Here is a 16,833-nt window from a genome sequence, read left to right as displayed (position 1 = left end):
GGGTAGGGCCGGGCGCGGGCCCGGCCGCCATCCGCTCAGTGGGAGGGCACCGACTCCAGGTGAACGGCCTTGAGCGCCACCATCTCTCGCAGCAGGTCCGGCCCGAAGCCGCAGCCGTCACCGCTGGCGCCGCGCGGGTCGGCCGAGCCCCCCGGCGCGCCTCCGAAGACCGCGTTGACCTTGACGGTTCCGACCTGCAGCTCGTCCGCCGCCTCCAACGCATGACGGGTGTCCGGAGTGAGTACCGTTGCTGCCAGCCCATATTCGCTGGATCGTGCGAGGCGCAGGCCGGTCTCCCAGCTGTCCACCTCCTGCACCGGCGCCACGGGCCCGAAGGTCTCCTCGGTCATGACGAGCATGTCGTCAGTGCACCCGGTCAGCACGGTCGGCGCGTACCAGCTGCCGTCCCGGTCCAGGCGCGCCCCGCCGGTGAGGCACAACGCCCCTCGGGACCGGGCCTGGTCCACGTGCTCGGCGACGACCGCCAGCTGCCGCTCGTCCACGAGCCGACACAGCGTGGTGTCGGGGTCGCGGGGGTCGCCGGGCCGCAGCGACTCGGCGATCCGCACCAGCTCGCGGACCGTGGCACTGGCGATGGAGGTGTGCAGGTAGACCCGTTCCACCGAGGTGCAGAGCTGGCCGGCGTTGGTGAAGGCGCCGAGCGCGATCTGCTCCGCCGCCCAGACCGGGTCGACTCCGGCGTCGACGAGGATCGGGTCCTTGCCGCCGTTCTCCACGATGGCGCTCGCGCCTCGGGCGCCCACCACCCGCCGGATCTCCCGCCCGGCGCGGGTGCTGCCGATGTGGGCGACCAACTGGACCCGCTCGTCCTGGACGAGCTGGGCGCCGACACCCCCGTCACCGGTCACGACGGTGAGCACGCCCTCGGGCAGGCACTGGCGAAGGCAGTCGGCCAGGGCGAGGCCTGCCGCCGTGCAGCGCTCAGACGGCTTGTGCACCACCGTGTTGCCCGTCACGAGGGCGGCCGCCAGGAGTCCGGCGGCTGCGGGATAGGGATCGTTCCACGGGGTCAGGACCGCCACGACCCCGCGGGGTTCGGCGCGCACCACGTCCATCGCGCCGGCCGAACCCGCGAGGCTGCGCCCCGTGCCGGCGAGCCCTCGGACGGCCGCCTCCTCGAGCAGGTCGGCGGCGACCTCGACCGAGGCGCGTGCCTCGCGGTGCAGGCGTCCGGTCGCGTCGCACAGGAGGTCGGCGAGTTCCGGCACGCGCTCACGGACGCGGTCCGCAGCCTGTCGCAGGGCCGCGGCCCGCTCGCCCGGGTCGGTGTGCCGCCACGCCTCGCGGGCGCCGTCGGCCCCGGCCAGGGCCGCCTCCACGGCCGAGGCGGTGGCGTTGCCGACGGAGTCGGCAGAGGTGTTCGAGACAGCCGTCGCAGGGGTCGTCATGCCACCCTGCTTGCCCGAAGTGCCGGTTCCCCAAACGGGCGGCCGGCCGAGCGCCGGTCGCAGCAGCAGCCACGCGAGGACGCCGTAGACGGTCATTGCGGCCGTGCCGAGCAGGATGGCCCAGACCAATGAGGTGTGGAACCGCGCACCGGTTCCCGAGGGTGGCGTAGACCCGCAGCGGCGGGTCGAGCCGGCCCAGCGCAGCCGGCGCTCCCTGCTGGATGGCGGGTGGAGGCGTTGCTTCAGCCGGATCGACGACACGTCGGGCGGCGGCTGCCGGCTGTCGTAGGTGGTGACGATGTCCCCGCAGGCCTGCTCCGCGTGGGTGACCATCGTGTCGGCATACGCGGTGGTCGAGCGGCCCTGCAGCCAGGTGTCGGCGGCCAAACGCGCGGTGTGGAGCACGCTGGTCATGCCCTGGGCCGTCGCGTTCGTCGTGGTGCGGTAGTCCGCGTCGCCCAGCGCGTGCACCGGCGAGAAGCACTTCTCCCGACCGCACCGATTAGAAGCGGTTCTCTTCGGGTAGCGACGCCGGCATGCGAGTCCTCGGGGTGAACGCCCTCTTCCACGACCCGTCTGCGGCCCTCGTCGTCGACGGGCAGGTGCTCGCGGCTGCCGAGGAGGAGCGCTTCAGCCGGCGCAAGCACGGCAAGCGTCCAGTCCCGTTCTCCGCGTGGGAGCTGCCCGAGCAGTCGATGCACTGGTGTCTCGAGAGCGCCGGGCTGCGGCCGCAGGACCTCGACGCCGTCGCCTACTCCTTCGACCCCGCGCTGGCCAAGCCGGCCGAGGACATGGGGTTGGACGACCCGTGGGACCACCTCCGTGTGATGTACGCCCAGAAGGCCCCCGGCTTCCTGGCCGCGGCACTGCCGGGGCTGTCTCCAGAGCAGGTGCGCTTCGTGCCGCACCACGTCGCCCACGCCGCCTCCGCCGCGCTCGCGGCGCCGCCGGACACCGGCGGGCCACGCAGCGTGCTGGTGCTCGACGGGCGCGGGGAGCAGGCCTCCCACCTGGCGGGGCGCTACGACGGCGGCCGGCTGGAGGTGCTGGCCGGGCAGGCGCTGCCGCACTCGCTCGGGCTGCTCTACGAGTCGCTGACCGAGCACCTCGGATTCCTGCGCTCCAGCGACGAGTTCAAGGTCATGGCCCTGGCCTCCCACGGCAGGCCGCGCCACCTCGAGGAGCTGCGCGAGACGATCCGCGCCACCGGCGACGGCGGTTTCCTCGCGCCGATCCCCGACTGGTCCCGTTGGGCACCTCGCCGGGGAGGGGGTGAGGAGGACTGGCCGCAGGAGTATGCCGACCTGGCCGCCTCGGTGCAGACCCGGCTGGAGGAGGTGCTGGTCGAGCTGGCCTCGTGGCTGCACGAGCACACCGGCGACCGACTCCTCACCATGGCAGGAGGGACCGCACTGAACTGCGTTGCCAACACCCGCATTTGGCGGGAGACACCGTTCGAGGAGGTCTGGGTGCAGCCCGCCGCCGGAGACGCCGGCACCTCCCTCGGTGCTGCCCTGGCGGTGGCGGCCGACGACGGCGAGCTGACGGCGCCGTTCACCACGGCTGCGCTCGGACGCTCCTGGGACGACGACGAACTCGCCGATCGGCTCCGGCGCGCGCGCCTGCCGTTCAGCACGCCCACCGACCTCGGCGCGGAGGTCGCCGACATCCTGGCCGGCAACGGCGTCGTCGCGTGGTTCGACGGGCGCAGCGAGTTCGGCCCCCGGGCGCTCGGGCAGCGTTCCCTGCTGGCACACCCCGGGCACGCCGAGAACCTGCACCGCCTCAACGAGGTCAAGGGCCGCGAGCAGTTCCGTCCGGTGGCACCCATGGTCCTGGCCGAGCGGGCGGGGGAGGTCTTCGAGCGCGGGCCACTGCCGAGCCCGTACATGCTCTTCGTCCACGACGTCCGGCATGCTTGGCGCGACCGCGTCCCGGCAGTGGTGCACGTCGACGGCACCGCCCGGGTCCAGACCGTGGACGCCGAGCAGCAGCCCCGCGTCGCCGCCGTGCTGCGCGCCTTCGCCGCGCGCACAGGGTTGCCGCTCGTGGTCAACACCAGCCTCAACACGGCCGGGCGACCCATGGTGGACGACCCGCGCGACGCCATGGAGCTGTTCGGCTCCGCGCCGGTGGACGCCCTGGTGCTCGGTCCACACCTGGTGCGCCGCGCTCACCTGTCCCCGGACCCCGCGGGGGACGTATGACGGCCGCCTCCCCGGTCCTCGACGTCACGGTGGTGATCCCCACCGTGGGACGCCCTTCCCTGCACGAACTGCTCCGCGACCTGACCGCCCAACCCGTGCCGGCGCCGGCTCAGGTGTTGGTCGTCGACGACCGGAAGCAGGGCGCCGAGCCGCTCGACGTCACCGAACACGTCGGCCGCGGACTGCCGGTCCGGGTCCTGAGCGGGTTCGGCCACGGTCCCGCGGCGGCCCGCAACCTCGGCTGGCAGGTGGCGGACAGCAGCTGGGTCGCCTTCCTCGACGACGACGTGCGGCTGCGACCGGACTGGACGACCTCGCTCGCCGCCGACCTGCAGGCCTGTGGTCCGCGGGACGCCGCCAGCCAGGGACGCCTCGAGGTGCCGCTACCCCGGGACCGGCGGCCCACGGACTGGGAACGCAACACCCACGGGCTGCAGGACGCGTGGTGGCCGACCGCGGACATGGCCTACCGACGGGCCGCGCTGGTGTCGGTGCACGGCTTCGATGAGCGCTTCCCCCGCGCCTACCGGGAGGACGCCGACCTGGCCCTGCGGGTGCGGAGCGCCGGCTGGGAGCTGCGCCGAGGGGACCGGACGACGCTGCACCCTGTGCGGGCGGCCGACGGCGCCGTCAGCGTGCGGGTGCAGCGGGGAAACGCCGACGATGCCCTGATGCGGCGGCTGCACGGGCCGACGTGGCGCGAGTCCGCGCGGGTCGGCCGGGGCAGGTTGCCGTGGCACGTCGCCACCGTCCTGTCCGGCGGCCTCGCCCTCGGGGGCCTCGCCGTCCGGCTCCTTCGCACGACCGTTGCTGGCGGTCGGCGAGCCCCGAGTCGCCTACCACCAGCAACAGTCGTCGGGGGACTCGCCTGGCTCGGGCTGACCGCCGACTTCACGGCCCGTCGGGTGCTGCCCGGCCCGCGGGACCGCGCCGAGGTGCGGCGCATGCTCTGGACCAGCGCGGTCATCCCGGTGGCCGCCGTGCGGCACCGCCTGGCGGGGGAGTGGCGGCACCGCGGCGGGGCACCGTCCTGGCCGCCCCGGGTCGCCGCCGTGCTGTTCGACCGGGACGGGACCCTCGTGCACGACGTGCCGTACAACGCCGACCCGACGCTGGTGAAGCCCGTGGACGGCGCGCGCGAGGCGCTGGACACGCTGCGCCGGCACGGAGTTCGGGTCGGGGTCGTCACCAACCAGTCGGGGATCGGCCGGGGGCTGCTCGAGTTCGCGCAGGTGGACGCCGTCAATGCCGCGGTCGAGGAGCAGCTCGGCCCCTTCGACACGTGGCAGGTCTGCCCCCACACCGCGCAGGACGGGTGCGCGTGCCGCAAGCCGGCACCCGGCCTGGTGCGGCAGGCCGCGGTCGCTCTCGGGGTGCCGATGGGGCAGTGCGTCGTCATCGGGGACATCGGCAGCGACGTGCACGCGGCGCGGGCCGCCGGTGCCCGCTCGGTGCTCGTGCCGACCGCCGAGACGCGCTCGGAGGAGGTGCGCGACGCGCCCTGTGTCGCCGCGACGATCGAGGACGCGGTCGAGCTGGTCCTGGCAGGTGGGTCCGATGGGTGACCTTCGGGTGCTCGCCGTGCGCCTGGACAGTGACGGCGATGTGCTGCTGACCGGCCCCGCCCTGCGCGCGCTCGCCGCCGCCGGCGCCACGGTCGACCTGCTGGTCTCCCCGGCGGGGGAGGCGGCCGGTCGGCTGCTGCCCGCGGTCCGGGACGTCCTGGTGTTCGACCCACCGTGGTCGGGCTACCAGCCGGCACCGTTCGACGCCGACGCCTGGCGGCAGCTGGTCGAGCGCTTGCGAGCGCGCCGCTACGAGGAGTGCGTCGTCTTCACCTCCTTCCACCAGAGCCCGCTGCCGATGGCGCTGGCGGCGCGGCTGGCCGGCATACCGCGGGTGTGCGGGACGAGCGAGGACTACCCGGGCTCGCTGCTGGACGTGCGTGCGCGCCGGATGCCCGGCGGCAGCGTGGACGACGGGGGACCGGGCGGGGGGCATGAGGTCGAGGCGGCCCTGCGCCTGGCGGCCGCCGCCGGGCACCACCTGCCGCCCGGGGACGACGGCGCGCTGCGGGTCCGGCTGGACGAGCCGCGGGGGGTCAGGGCACGCGTCGCGCGGCCCCGGTTCGGTGCCGAGCGGTATGTCGTGGTGCACCCGGCCGGTTCGGTGCCCGCGCGCTCGCTGACCGGCGCCCACGCCCACGCGATCGTCACCGCCCTCGAGACGGCCGGGTGGCGCGTCGTGCTCACCGGAACGTATGCCGACCGGCAGCTCACCGCCGCCGCGGCCACCTCGCACACGGTGGACCTCACCGGCCGGACGAGCTTCGCCGAACTCGCCCACGTGCTCGCCGGTGCCGCCTGCACGGTGGTCGGCAACACCGGTCCGGCGCACCTGTCGGCTGCGGTCGGCACGCCGGTGGTCTCCCTCTTCTCGCCGGTGGTGCCCGCGGAACGGTGGGCGCCGTGGCAGGTGCCGCACGTGCTGCTCGGTGACCAGGCGGCGCCCTGCCGCGGCACCCGGGCCCGCGAGTGTCCCGTCACCGGGCACCCCTGCCTGAGCACCGTCCCGCCCTCCGCCGTGGCCGAGGCCGTCGCCTCACTCACGGCCGGCGACGAACCGCAGGACACCGTCTGGGCGGGAGGCGGCTCATGAGGATCCTGCTCTGGCACGTGCACGGCTCGTGGACCACCTCGTTCGTAGCGGGCAGTCACGACTACGTGCTGCCGCTCACCCCGGCCCGGGATGCGGACGGCCGGGGCCGAGCCGACACCTGGGACTGGCCCCGGTCGGCCCGAGAGGTGCCGGTCGACCGGTTGCGGGACGAGTCGCTGGACCTGGTCGTCCTGCAACGGCCGCACGAGGCTGCGCTCGTCGAACAGTGGACCGGTCGCCGGCCGGGCCGCGACCTTCCCGCTGTCTACGTGGAGCACAACACGCCCACCGAGCACGCCGTGCGCAGCACCCACCCGGTCGTCCGCGACCAGGCGCTGCACGGCATACCGGTGGTGCACGTGACCCACTTCAATGCCATGGCCTGGGACACCGAGGGGGCCCGCACGTTCGTGGTCGAGCACGGGGTGCCCGACCCGGGGTACCGCTACACGGGAACGGCCGCCAGCTGCGGCGTCGTCGTCAACGAGCCGGTCCGCCGTTGGCGCGTCGCGGGCACCGACCTGCTTCTTCGCGTCGCCGAACAGGTGCCGGTGGAGGTCTACGGCATGAAGACCGACCTGCTGGAGCAGTGGGCCCGCGAGCACGGCACAGCGGCCCTGGACGGGCGCACCCACGACCTGCCGCAGGACGAGCTGCACGACCGGCTCGGTGCGCACCGGGCCTACTTCCACCCGTATCGGTGGACGAGCCTGGGCCTGGCCCTGATCGAGGCCATGACGCTCGGGCTCCCGGTGCTCGCCCTGTCCACCACCGAGGCGCCCGAGGCGGTCCCCGCGGCGGCCGGTCTCGTGACCAACGACCTCGACCGGCTGACCGCCACCGCGAGGCGGTGGCTCCACGACCCCGACGAGGCCCGCGAGCGCGGCGCCGCAGCCCGTCAACACGCGCTCGCCCACTACGGGCTCAAGCGCTTCCTCGACGACTGGGACCACGTCCTGCAGGAGGTACTGCCATGAGGATCGCCATGATCTCCGAGCACGCCAGCCCCCTTGCTGCTCTTGGAGGAGTCGACGCAGGCGGCCAGAACGTCCACGTCGAGGCCCTCGCCCGGCACCTGGGCCGCCGCGGCCACGAGGTCGAGGTCTACACCCGGCGCGACGACCGGGACCAGCCCACGCGGGTCGCCATGGCACCGGGTGTGACGGTCGTGCACGTCCCGGTCGGGCCGGCCCGTTCGATCCCGAAGGACGACCTGCTGCCACTCATGGACGACTTCGCCGACTGGATGATCCAGGACTGGGCGAGCCGGTCGCGGCGGCCCGAGCTGCTGCACGCACACTTCTGGATGTCCGGGCTCGCGGCCCGCCGGGTCGGCCGGGCCTGGGGAGTCCCCGTCGCCCAGACCTTCCACGCCCTCGGGACCGTGAAGAAGCGCTTCCAGGGCTCGGCGGACACCAGCCCGCCGGAGCGGATCCGGCTCGAGACCGGGCTGGCCGGGGACGTCGACCTGATCATCGCGACCTGCTCGGACGAGGTCCGGGAGCTGGAGCGCATGGGCGTCGACGTCGACCACGTCCGGGTCGTGCCCTGCGGCGTGGACGTCGAGGAGTTCACCGCCGACGGACCGCGGGCGCAGACCCACGGGCCGCGGCTGCTGGTGGCGGGTCGGATGGTGCCCCGCAAGGGACTCGACACCGCGATCGAGGCCCTCGCGCTGCTGCCCGGGGTGGAGCTCGTGATTGCCGGCGGGCCATCTCCGGACGAGCTGGACCGGGACCCCGAGGCCCGGCGCCTGCGGGAGGTCGCCGCCCGGTTCGGCGTGCTCGATCGCGTCGAGTTCGTCGGACCCGTCGACCACCACGACATCCCCACGCTGTACCGCTCGGCCGACGTCGTCCTGGCCACGCCGTGGTACGAGCCGTTCGGGATCACCCCCCTCGAGGCGGCTGCCTGCGGGCGACCCCTCGTCGGGTCCGCGGTCGGCGGGTTGCTCGACAGCGTCGCCGACGGGGAGACCGGCCGGTTGGTGCCGCCCCGGGACGCCGCCGCGGTGGCCGACGCCGTCCGGGAGCTGCTCGAGGACCCGCAGAAGGCCCGTGCCTGGGGGCGGCAGGCGCGCCGCCGGGCGGTCGACCGGTTCAGCTGGGAGACCGTCGCCGAGGCCACCGAACGGGCGCTCGCCGAGCTCGTGGTGCCGCCCTGTGGCAGCACGACGTGGGTCCGTCGCCACCGCGAGGAGCTCGGCGCCGGCATGTCGGGTCTGCTGGCCCAGGCCGACCGGGTCGAGACGTGGGGGGCCCAGCTCGCCGGCGCGCTCACCTCCGGCGCCCGGCTGCTCGCTGCCGGCAACGGAGGCAGCGCCGCGGAGGCACAGCACCTGACCGCAGAGCTCGTCGGCCGGTTCCTCGACGAGCGGCGACCCCTGTCGGCGATCTGCCTGAGCGCCGAGACCTCCAGCCTCACGGCGATCCTCAACGACTACGGCCCCGAGGAGGTCTTCGCCCGCCAGGTGGAGGCCCACGGCCGACCCGGGGACGTGCTGGTGCTGCTCTCGACGAGCGGGACGAGCACCAACGTGCTGCACGCCGCCAAACGGGCGCGCGAGCTCGGGGTGACCGTCTGGGCGCTCACCGGACCGGCGCCGAACCCGCTGGCCAGCCTGGCCGACGACGCGCTCGCGGTCCCCGCGCCGAGCACCGCCGCCGTGCAGGAGGTCCACCTCGTCGCCGTCCACGCACTCTGCGCGGCCGTGGACGCGGCGCTGGAGTCCGAGCGCACGCGAACCGCCGTCCAGCGGGTCGGCGCGTGACGCCGCACGTGCCGCACGTCGTGGTCGTCGGTGACGTCCTGCTCGACCGGGACGTCACGGGCCGCAGCGAGCGACTGTGCCCCGACACGCCGGCTCCGGTGGTCGACGTCGGCGGCGTGCTCAGCGGCCCCGGGGGAGCCGGGCTGACCGCGTCGCTGTGTGCCCAGCCCGGTGTGCGGGTCACCCTGATCGCGCCGGTGGCCGAGGACGTGCACGGTGCGGAGATCCGCACGGCCCTCGCCCGCCTCGGGGTGGAGCTGGTCGCGCTGGGGCACCGGGGGGCCACCCGGTGCAAGACACGGGTGATCGTCGCCGGCCACACCGTCGTCCGCCTCGACGAGGGCGGGCCCGGCACGCCGATGGGTCCGTTGCCACCCGATGCCGTCACCGCGATCGAGCAGGCGGACGTGGTCCTCGTCTCCGACTACGGCGCGGGCACCACGGCTGACGCCGGCCTGCGCCGGGCGCTGGAGGACCGGACGCAGAGGCACGCCGGGCAGCGCTTGCGACGCTGCACCGTGTGGGACCCGCACCCGAGGAGCGGCGCCCCGGTGCCCGGCTGCACCGTCGTCACGCCCAACCTGGGGGAGGCGCTCGCCGCCGCGGGAGCAACCGCGGACCAGCCGGCGGACGTCGTGGCCACCGCCCTGCACAGCCGGTGGGCCGCCCACGTCACCTGCGTGACCACGGGTGGTGAGGGCGCGTGGCTCGTGGACGGCTCCGGCAGCACGAGCTGGATCCCCACCGAGCAGGTGGAACACGGCGACGCCTGCGGTGCCGGCGACCGTTTCAGCGCGACCGTCGCCGTCTCGCTCGCGCGCGGGCTGCTCGTCTCCGAAGCCGTCGGTATGGCGGTCCAGGCCGCCGCTGCCTGGGTCCGGGACGGTGGGAGCACCGCCTACCGTCGCCGCCTCGCGGCGCACCAGGGCGCCTCGGCGGGCGCGGCCAGCGCCGCGCCCAGCCGCGACACCCCCCGGGACACCCCCCAGGACATCGTCCGCGACGTCCGCGAGCGGGGCGGGGTGCTGGTGGCCACTGGGGGCTGCTTCGACGTGCTGCACGCCGGCCACGTCGCCAGCCTGCAGGCGGCCCGACGCCTCGGCGACGGCCTCGCCGTGCTGCTCAACTCCGATGCATCGGTGCGCCGGCTCAAGGGCCCCGGCCGCCCGGTGCAGAACCAACAAGACCGCGCCCGGGTGCTGCTCGGCCTCTCCTGCGTCGACCAGGTGATCGTCTTCGACGAGGACGACCCTCGCGCCGCGCTCGACCGGCTGCGCCCGGACGTCTGGGCCAAGGGCGGCGACTACAGCGACGCCGACCTGCGCGAGTCCGGGCTCGTGCGGTCCTGGGGCGGGCGGGTGGTCCTGCTGCCCTACCTCGCCGGCCGTTCGACGACCGCCATCCTCCACGATTCCCGCGACTCCCACGTCGCCGCTCAACGCTCCCGCGCCACCGACGTCGTTGTTGACGAAAGGACACGATGAACACCCCACGACAGATCGGCACCGTCTACGTCACCGGAGGAGCGAGCGGCTTGGGCGCCGCCGTCGCCACCGCAGTGCAGCAGGCCGGCGGAGTGGCCGGCATCATCGACCACCAGGTGCCGGAGGTGGACGCCCCCTTCGCGAAGGCCGACCTCGCCGACTCCGCCGCCGCAGCCGCCGCCGTCGAGGACCTGGTGGCGCAGATCGGCCCACCCGACGCGGTGGTGACCGCGGCCGGAACCGACCGCTGCGGCGCCCTCACCGACGTGCCCGTCGAGGAGTGGGAACGCGTGGTCCGCGTGAACCTCTTCGGCACGGTCGCCGTGGTGCGCGCCTGCCTGCCGCACCTGACCGAGCGCCGCGGCACCGTCGTCACCGTGGGCTCCACCCTCGGGCTGCGCCCGGCCGGGGACGCCACCGCCTACTGCGCCTCCAAGTTCGGTATCACCGGCTTCACCCGGGCCCTGGCGATGGAGCTCGCCGGCACCGTCGGGGTCACCCTGCTCGTCCCCGGCGGGATGCGGACGCACTTCTTCGACGGCCGCGACGCGCAGTACCAGCCCGGGCCGGACGCCCAGCTCAACGACCCCGCCGACGTGGCCCACGCCGTGCTCACGGCCCTGCGCCAACCCGTGGGATGCGAGATCCGCGAACTCGTGGTCGCCCAGTCCACGGAACCCTCGTGGCCCTGACCGCCCAGGGGCGGCCCCGACTGCTGGCGCTGCGGGCGCTCGGTCTCGGTGACGCCGTGACCGGCATCGCGGCGCTGCGCGGGGTTCGCCGCCGGTGGCCGGACCACCACCTCGTCCTGGCGGCGCCCAGCGTCGTCGGTGACTGGCTGCGCCAAGAGGGTCTTGTCGACGAGGTGCTCGACACCCGTGGGCTGGAACGTCGCGACTGGCAAGGAGATCCGCCCGACGTGGCAGTCAACCTGCACGGGCGAGGCCCCCAGAGCCACGCGTTGCTGCAGCGGTTGCACCCGAGCCGGTTGGTCGCCTTCGCCAACGCCGAGGCCGGCTTCAGCGACGGGCCGCCGTGGCGCGCCAACGAGCACGAGGTGGACCGCTGGTGCCGCCTCCTCGCCAGCGCCGGTGCCACCTGCGGCCCGGACGACCTGCGGCTCGGGGAACCGCCCGGCGGCCGCGGTCGCGACGCACGTCTTGTCCTCATCCACCCCGGAGCGGCCTTCCCGTCGCGACGCTGGCCGGCCGATCGCTGGGCCGCGGTGGCGCGTGACCTCGCCGAGCAGGGCCGGCAGGTACTGGTCACCGGAGTGCCCGAGGAGGCCCAGGCCTGCGCCGCAGTCGCGGCGGCGCACCCCGCCGTGGAGGACACCTGTGGGCGGTATGCCGTGCCGCAGCTGTCCGCGCTGGTGCGCCGGGCCGGCCTCCTCCTGTGCGGCGACACCGGGATCGCCCACCTGGCAACGGCACACGGCACTCCTTCGGTGCTGCTCTTCGGGCCCGTCGCCCCGACGGAGTGGGGACCGCGCCTCGACCCCGAGCTGCACCGCGTGCTGTGGGAGCCGCGACCCGGGGACCCGCCTGGTGACCCGCACGCCCGGGACGTCGATGTGCGCCTGGCGCGGATCGAGGTCGCGCAGGTGCTCGCTGCAGCCGACGAGATCACCCCCGCAGCGGCCACCAGCGGCTCCGCGACGGCCGGCTGACGGGTGGGCTGGACCGAGGTCTATGCCGTGTCGCGCGCCCGGTCGGCGAACCAGTCGACCGTGCTGTGCAGCCCGTCCCGCCACGACACGACGGGCTCCCACCCCAGCAGCTCCTGGGCCAGGGTCGTGTCCGGCCGCCGCACCTGCGGGTCGTCGACGGGTCGCTCCACGTGCTCGATCCGGGAGCCGGAAGCCGTTGCCGCAATGACGTCTTCGGCGATCTTGAGGACCGTCATCTCCTCCGGGTTGCCGATGTTCACCGGGCCCGGGTGACCGCCACGGGCGAACGCCAGGATGCCGGTGACGAGGTCGTCGACGTAGCACACCGAGCGGGTCTGCTGCCCGTCACCGGCCACCGTCAACGGTTCGCCGGCGAGGGCCTGACGGATGAAGGTGGGGATGGCCCGACCGTCGTGTGGACGCATCCGTGGACCAAACGTGTTGAAGATGCGCACGATTCCGGTGTCAACGCCCTCGCTGGTGCGATACGCCGTCGTGAGCGCCTCGCCGTAGCGCTTGCCCTCGTCGTACACCCCGCGCGGCCCGATCGGGTTCACGTGCCCCCAGTAGTCCTCGGGTTGAGGATGCACCTGGGGGTCGCCGTACACCTCCGAGGTGGAGGCCAGCACGAACCGGGCGCCCTTGTCCTTGGCGAGCCCGAGCGCGTGCCAGGTGCCGATCGCCCCCACCTTGAGCGTGTGGATGGGCAGCTTCAGGTAGTCGATCGGCGAGGCCGGGGAGGCGAAGTGCAGCACCAGGTCGACCGGTCCGGGGACGTGCACGAAATCCGTGAGGTCACAACGAACCAGGCGCATTGCCGGATTGTCGGTCAGGTGGGCGACGTTGGCCGGCGTCCCGGTCAGGAAGTTGTCCAGGCAGACCACTTCCACGCCGTCGGCCAGCAGTGCCTCGCACAGGTGGCTGCCGAGGAAGCCTGCTCCGCCGGTCACCACGGCACGTTGAACCGTGCGCGGGCGCTCGAGCGTGGACACCACCATGACCAACCTCCTGACACCGGGCAGCGGCAGACGGCGCCGCGGGAATCACTTGGCAAGCGGGCTACCCTCACCGCTGCCGCTTCAAACCGCGGGCACGGGAGAAGCCCCGTCAACCGTGGTACAGCAGCAGGGCCACGTCCACGGCCGCAATCAACAGGGCGCACCGGAACGGCCAGCTGCTGCGGTGCCGGCGCAGGGCGGTCAGTGTGGCCTGCCCGCCGAGCAGGGCGGCGACGCCGACCCCGCCCCATGCCACGGGCCCGGGCGGACCGGGTGGCCCGAACGCGACGACGACGGTGGCGGCCAGCAACAGCAACGGCGCGACGACCGAGGCGGCGCGGCGGCCCAGCCGCTGCGGCAGCCCGCGGACCCCGGTGAGCCGGTCCTGCTCGAGGTCGGGCAGCACGTTGAGCACGTGGGCGCCCAGCCCCAGCAGGGCGCCCGTGGCGACCATCCACCACGGCGGCCACGGACGACCGGGCAGCGCCGTCGTGGCGACGGCGGGCAGCAAACCGAAGCACACGGCATACGGGACGAAGGAGGCGACGGTCGCCTTCACACCGGCGTTGTACGCCCATCCCATGGCGACGCAGAGCGCGTGCACCACCGCAGGGAGCCAGCCCAGGGCGAGCGAGATGGGGACCATCAACGCGAGCGCGCACAGGGCCGCCCACCGCACGGTGCGCTCACTGACCCGGCCGGAGGCAACCGGCTTGTCGGTCCGTGCCACGGCCCGGTCCCGCGCCGCGTCGAGCCAGTCGTTGCTCCACCCGATGGACAGCTGCCCCGCCAGGACGGTGAGCGCCAACAGGACCAGTGCGGCGCCGCGCAGTCCCACGCTGAACCCCAGGACGGTGACCAAGGTCGTGACCGCGACGGTGGGCGCCGGGTGGCACGCCGCGAGGAGGGCCTTGGCCATGGAGCCAGCGTAGAAGCGTTCGACGGGCCGGGACGGGCGTGCGTTCCTAAGGTGGGGCCTATGACCAGGATCACGGCGGTGCACACGACGCTGCCGCCGCACCGCTACGCGCAGGCCGAGATCACCGAGGCCTTCGCGCGGCTGTGCCTGGGTCCGCAGGACCGGCACGAGCTGCTGGCACGGTTCCACACCAACGCCAAGGTGGGGAGCCGGCACCTGGCCCTGCCGCTGGACGAGTATGCCGCGCTCGACGGCTTCGGTGCCGCCAACGACCGCTTCATCGAGGTGGCCGTCGACCTCGGGGCACAGGCGCTCATCGGGGCGCTGGAAGGGGCCGGCCTGGCACCGGAGGACGTGGACCTGGTCGTCTCCACCACCGTGACCGGTCTTGCCGTGCCGTCGATCGAGGCACGCATGGCCTCGCGCATCGGGCTGCGCCAGGACGTCAAGCGGGTGCCGCTGATGGGGCTCGGCTGCCTCGCCGGCGCGGCCGGGGTGGCGCGAGTGCACGACTACCTGGTCGGGCACCCGAGCGAGGTCGCCGTCCTCCTCGCCGTCGAGCTCTGTTCGCTCACGGTGCAGCGCAACGACGCCTCCGCGGGCAACATGGTCGCCAGCGGCCTGTTCGGCGACGGCGCCTCTGCCGTCGTGGCCGTGGGCCAGGACCACCCCACGGCGCGAGCGGCCGGCCGCGGTCTCCCGCAGGTGCTGGCCACCCGCTCGCGCCTCTACCCGGACACCGAACGTGTGATGGGCTGGGACGTGGTCGACGGGGGCCTCAAGATCGTTCTCTCCCCTGACGTTCCCGCCATCGTCGAGAAGTATGTCGGCGACGACGTCCGTGACTTCCTCACCGACGAAGGCGTGCGACTGCAGGATGTCTCCACCTGGGTGGCGCACCCCGGCGGGCCGCGCGTCCTGGAGGCGATGCAGGAGGTGCTCGACCTCGACCAGGATGCCTTCGCGATGACGTGGGACTCGCTGGCGGACATCGGCAACCTGTCGTCCGCCTCGGTCCTCCACGTCCTGGAACAGACCATGCGGCGCCGGCCGGAGCCGGGGACGCCGGGCCTCATGCTGGCGCTCGGCCCCGGATTCGCCTCGGAGCTGGTCCTCTTGCGGTGGTGACCGGGTGGCTTGGTACGTCGCCCTCATCGGTCTCGTCGCGCTGGAGCGGGTCGGCGAGCTCGTCGTCTCGCGGCGCAACCTCGCCTGGTCCCGGCGCCGCGGTGGCGAGGAGTTCGGCCGGGGGCACTACCCGTGGATGGTCGCCCTGCACGTCGGTCTGCTCGGGGCCTGCCTGCTGGAGCCGTGGCTCGCCCGGCGCCCGTTCCAGCCCACCCTCGGCTGGACCATGCTCGCGCTCGTCGTCGGCGCCCAAGCTTTGCGGTGGTGGTGCATCACGACGCTGGGCCACCGCTGGAACACCCGGGTCGTCGTCGTGCCGGGCCTGCCGCTCGTGCACGCCGGACCGTACCGGCTCCTCGCCCACCCCAACTACGTCGCCGTCGTCGTCGAGGGTTGCGCGCTGCCCCTCGTCCACACCGCGTGGCTGACCGCGGTGTGCTTCACGGCGCTCAACCTTCCCCTGCTCGCGGTTCGCATCCGGGTGGAGCGCGCCGCCCTGCGCCTCGCGGACGCACCGGCCCAGCGACCGGTCTCGCGGTGAAGGACCTGGTCGTCGTCGGTGCCGGTCCCGCGGGCCTCGCCACCGCCTTGTATGCCGCGCGCTCCGGCCTGGACGTCGTCGTCCTCGAACGTCGCCAGGGAGAGCAGGACAAGGCGTGTGGGGAGGGGCTGATGCCGGGCGCGTTGGCCGCGCTGCACTCCCTGGGGGTGGACGCCGTCGGGCACCGGATCACCGGCATCCGCTACCTCGACGGGCGACGACAGGTGGAGGCGGCGTTCCGACGCGGGCCAGGCCGGGGCATCCGGCGACCGACGCTGCACCGGGCGCTGCTCGACGCCGCCGGGCGTGCCGGCATACCGATCCGGCAGGCGTTGGTGAGCGACGTCGTCCAGGGGGAGGGGCACGTGCGTGCCGGTGGGGTCAGCGCCCGCTACCTCGTGGCTGCCGACGGGCTGCACTCCTCGGTGCGTCGCGCGCTACGGCTCGAGGCGGCCCCGCGCGGCGGTCGGCGCTTCGGGCTCCGGCAGCACTTCGCGTGCGCTCCGTGGACCGACCTGGTGGAGGTGCACTGGGGCCCGTCGGCGGAGGCGTACGTCACCCCGGTGGGGAACCACCTCGTCGGGGTGGCGCTCCTGACCGGGGCCCGGGGGCCGTTCCGGGAGCAGCTGCGCCAGTTCCCGGTGCTGAGCGAACGGCTGCGCGGCGCGGCGCCCGCGACCGACCAGCGCGGCGCCGGTCCGCTGAACCAGCCGGCGCGGAGGCGCGTCGCGGGGCGCGTCCTGCTGGTCGGGGACGCCGCTGGCTATGTGGACGCCCTGACCGGCGAGGGGCTGGGCGTGGCCGTCCGGTGCGCGCGGGAGCTCGTGGACTGTGTGGTGCGCGACCGGCCGCAGGACTACGAGGTGGCATGGTCCCGCGTGACGCGCGAGACGCGGTTGCTCACCCGCGCGCTGGTGGCCGTGGCCGCCAGCCCGGGCCTGCGCCGGGTCGTGGTCCCCACTGCCGAGCGGCTGCCGGGCGTCTTCGCGGGGGCCGTGGACCGACTCGCCCGCTGACCATCAGGCGCCGACACGACCTCACGCTGGCAGG

14 protein-coding genes are annotated in these 16,833 nt (G+C 74.3%); 11 read left to right on the top strand and 3 right to left on the bottom strand.

The window, feature by feature from the left end:
- Positions 1-35 precede the first annotated feature (35 nt).
- Positions 36-1,880 carry an aldehyde dehydrogenase family protein gene (locus VFL99_RS10605; RefSeq protein WP_325106321.1) on the bottom strand — a complete coding sequence of 615 codons (1,845 nt, stop codon included), beginning with the start codon at positions 1,878-1,880 and terminating at the stop codon, positions 36-38.
- Positions 1,881-1,945: 65 nt separating this feature from the next.
- Between VFL99_RS10605 and VFL99_RS10600 the strand changes: the two genes are divergently transcribed.
- Genes VFL99_RS10600 through VFL99_RS10565 form a run of 8 tightly spaced genes read left to right on the top strand, consistent with a single transcriptional unit; the run spans position 1,946 to position 12,197 of the window.
- Positions 1,946-3,616 carry a carbamoyltransferase family protein gene (locus VFL99_RS10600; RefSeq protein WP_325106320.1) on the top strand — a complete coding sequence of 557 codons (1,671 nt, stop codon included), beginning with the start codon at positions 1,946-1,948 and terminating at the stop codon, positions 3,614-3,616.
- On the top strand, positions 3,613-5,181 hold the full coding sequence (locus VFL99_RS10595) for an HAD-IIIA family hydrolase (protein ID WP_325106319.1): 1,569 nt from the start codon (positions 3,613-3,615) through the stop codon (positions 5,179-5,181). Before VFL99_RS10600 ends, VFL99_RS10595 begins: the two co-directional genes overlap by 4 nt.
- Positions 5,174-6,274, top strand: a complete 1,101-nt coding sequence (locus VFL99_RS10590) for a glycosyltransferase family 9 protein (RefSeq protein WP_325106318.1) — start codon at positions 5,174-5,176, stop codon at positions 6,272-6,274. Before VFL99_RS10595 ends, VFL99_RS10590 begins: the two co-directional genes overlap by 8 nt.
- Positions 6,271-7,251 carry a glycosyltransferase gene (locus tag VFL99_RS10585; protein ID WP_325106317.1) on the top strand — a complete coding sequence of 327 codons (981 nt, stop codon included), beginning with the start codon at positions 6,271-6,273 and terminating at the stop codon, positions 7,249-7,251. Before VFL99_RS10590 ends, VFL99_RS10585 begins: the two co-directional genes overlap by 4 nt.
- The gene (locus VFL99_RS10580; protein WP_325106316.1) at positions 7,248-9,044 is read left to right on the top strand and encodes a glycosyltransferase; all 1,797 of its coding nucleotides are present in this window, start codon (positions 7,248-7,250) and stop codon (positions 9,042-9,044) included. Before VFL99_RS10585 ends, VFL99_RS10580 begins: the two co-directional genes overlap by 4 nt.
- Complete coding sequence (locus VFL99_RS10575; RefSeq protein ID WP_325106315.1) at positions 9,041-10,528, top strand: PfkB family carbohydrate kinase; 1,488 nt, start codon at positions 9,041-9,043, stop codon at positions 10,526-10,528. Before VFL99_RS10580 ends, VFL99_RS10575 begins: the two co-directional genes overlap by 4 nt.
- On the top strand, positions 10,525-11,220 hold the full coding sequence (locus VFL99_RS10570) for an SDR family oxidoreductase (RefSeq protein WP_325106314.1): 696 nt from the start codon (positions 10,525-10,527) through the stop codon (positions 11,218-11,220). Before VFL99_RS10575 ends, VFL99_RS10570 begins: the two co-directional genes overlap by 4 nt.
- Positions 11,211-12,197 carry a glycosyltransferase family 9 protein gene (locus VFL99_RS10565; protein WP_325106313.1) on the top strand — a complete coding sequence of 329 codons (987 nt, stop codon included), beginning with the start codon at positions 11,211-11,213 and terminating at the stop codon, positions 12,195-12,197. The genes VFL99_RS10570 and VFL99_RS10565 overlap by 10 nt, the downstream gene beginning before the upstream one ends.
- A gap of 20 nt (positions 12,198-12,217) precedes the next feature.
- On the opposite strand, the gene VFL99_RS10560 is transcribed toward VFL99_RS10565, so the two are convergent.
- Both VFL99_RS10560 and VFL99_RS10555 read right to left on the bottom strand, forming a co-directional pair.
- Positions 12,218-13,195, bottom strand: coding sequence for a UDP-glucuronic acid decarboxylase family protein (locus tag VFL99_RS10560; RefSeq protein WP_325106312.1), 978 nt, complete (start codon positions 13,193-13,195; stop codon positions 12,218-12,220).
- A gap of 109 nt (positions 13,196-13,304) precedes the next feature.
- Positions 13,305-14,114: a UbiA family prenyltransferase gene (locus VFL99_RS10555; RefSeq protein WP_325106311.1), complete on the bottom strand. Its 810-nt coding sequence runs from the start codon at positions 14,112-14,114 to the stop codon at positions 13,305-13,307.
- Between the two features lie 60 nt (positions 14,115-14,174).
- On the opposite strand from VFL99_RS10555, the gene VFL99_RS10550 reads away from it, so the two are divergent.
- The 3 genes from VFL99_RS10550 to VFL99_RS10540 are packed head-to-tail and all read left to right on the top strand — an operon-like array spanning position 14,175 to position 16,799.
- Entirely contained in the window at positions 14,175-15,242 is a 1,068-nt protein-coding gene (locus VFL99_RS10550) for a type III polyketide synthase (protein WP_325106310.1), read from the top strand.
- Positions 15,243-15,246: 4 nt separating this feature from the next.
- Positions 15,247-15,783 (top strand): isoprenylcysteine carboxyl methyltransferase family protein, encoded by a 537-nt coding sequence (locus tag VFL99_RS10545; protein ID WP_325106309.1) that lies wholly within the window; start codon positions 15,247-15,249, stop codon positions 15,781-15,783.
- On the top strand, positions 15,780-16,799 hold the full coding sequence (locus VFL99_RS10540; protein WP_325106308.1) for an NAD(P)/FAD-dependent oxidoreductase: 1,020 nt from the start codon (positions 15,780-15,782) through the stop codon (positions 16,797-16,799). Before VFL99_RS10545 ends, VFL99_RS10540 begins: the two co-directional genes overlap by 4 nt.
- Positions 16,800-16,833 lie beyond the last annotated feature (34 nt).

The organism is Segeticoccus sp., assembly GCF_035708005.1.
The sequence above is the reverse complement of the archived record's forward strand: the minus strand, read 5'-3'. Positions and strand labels throughout refer to the sequence as shown.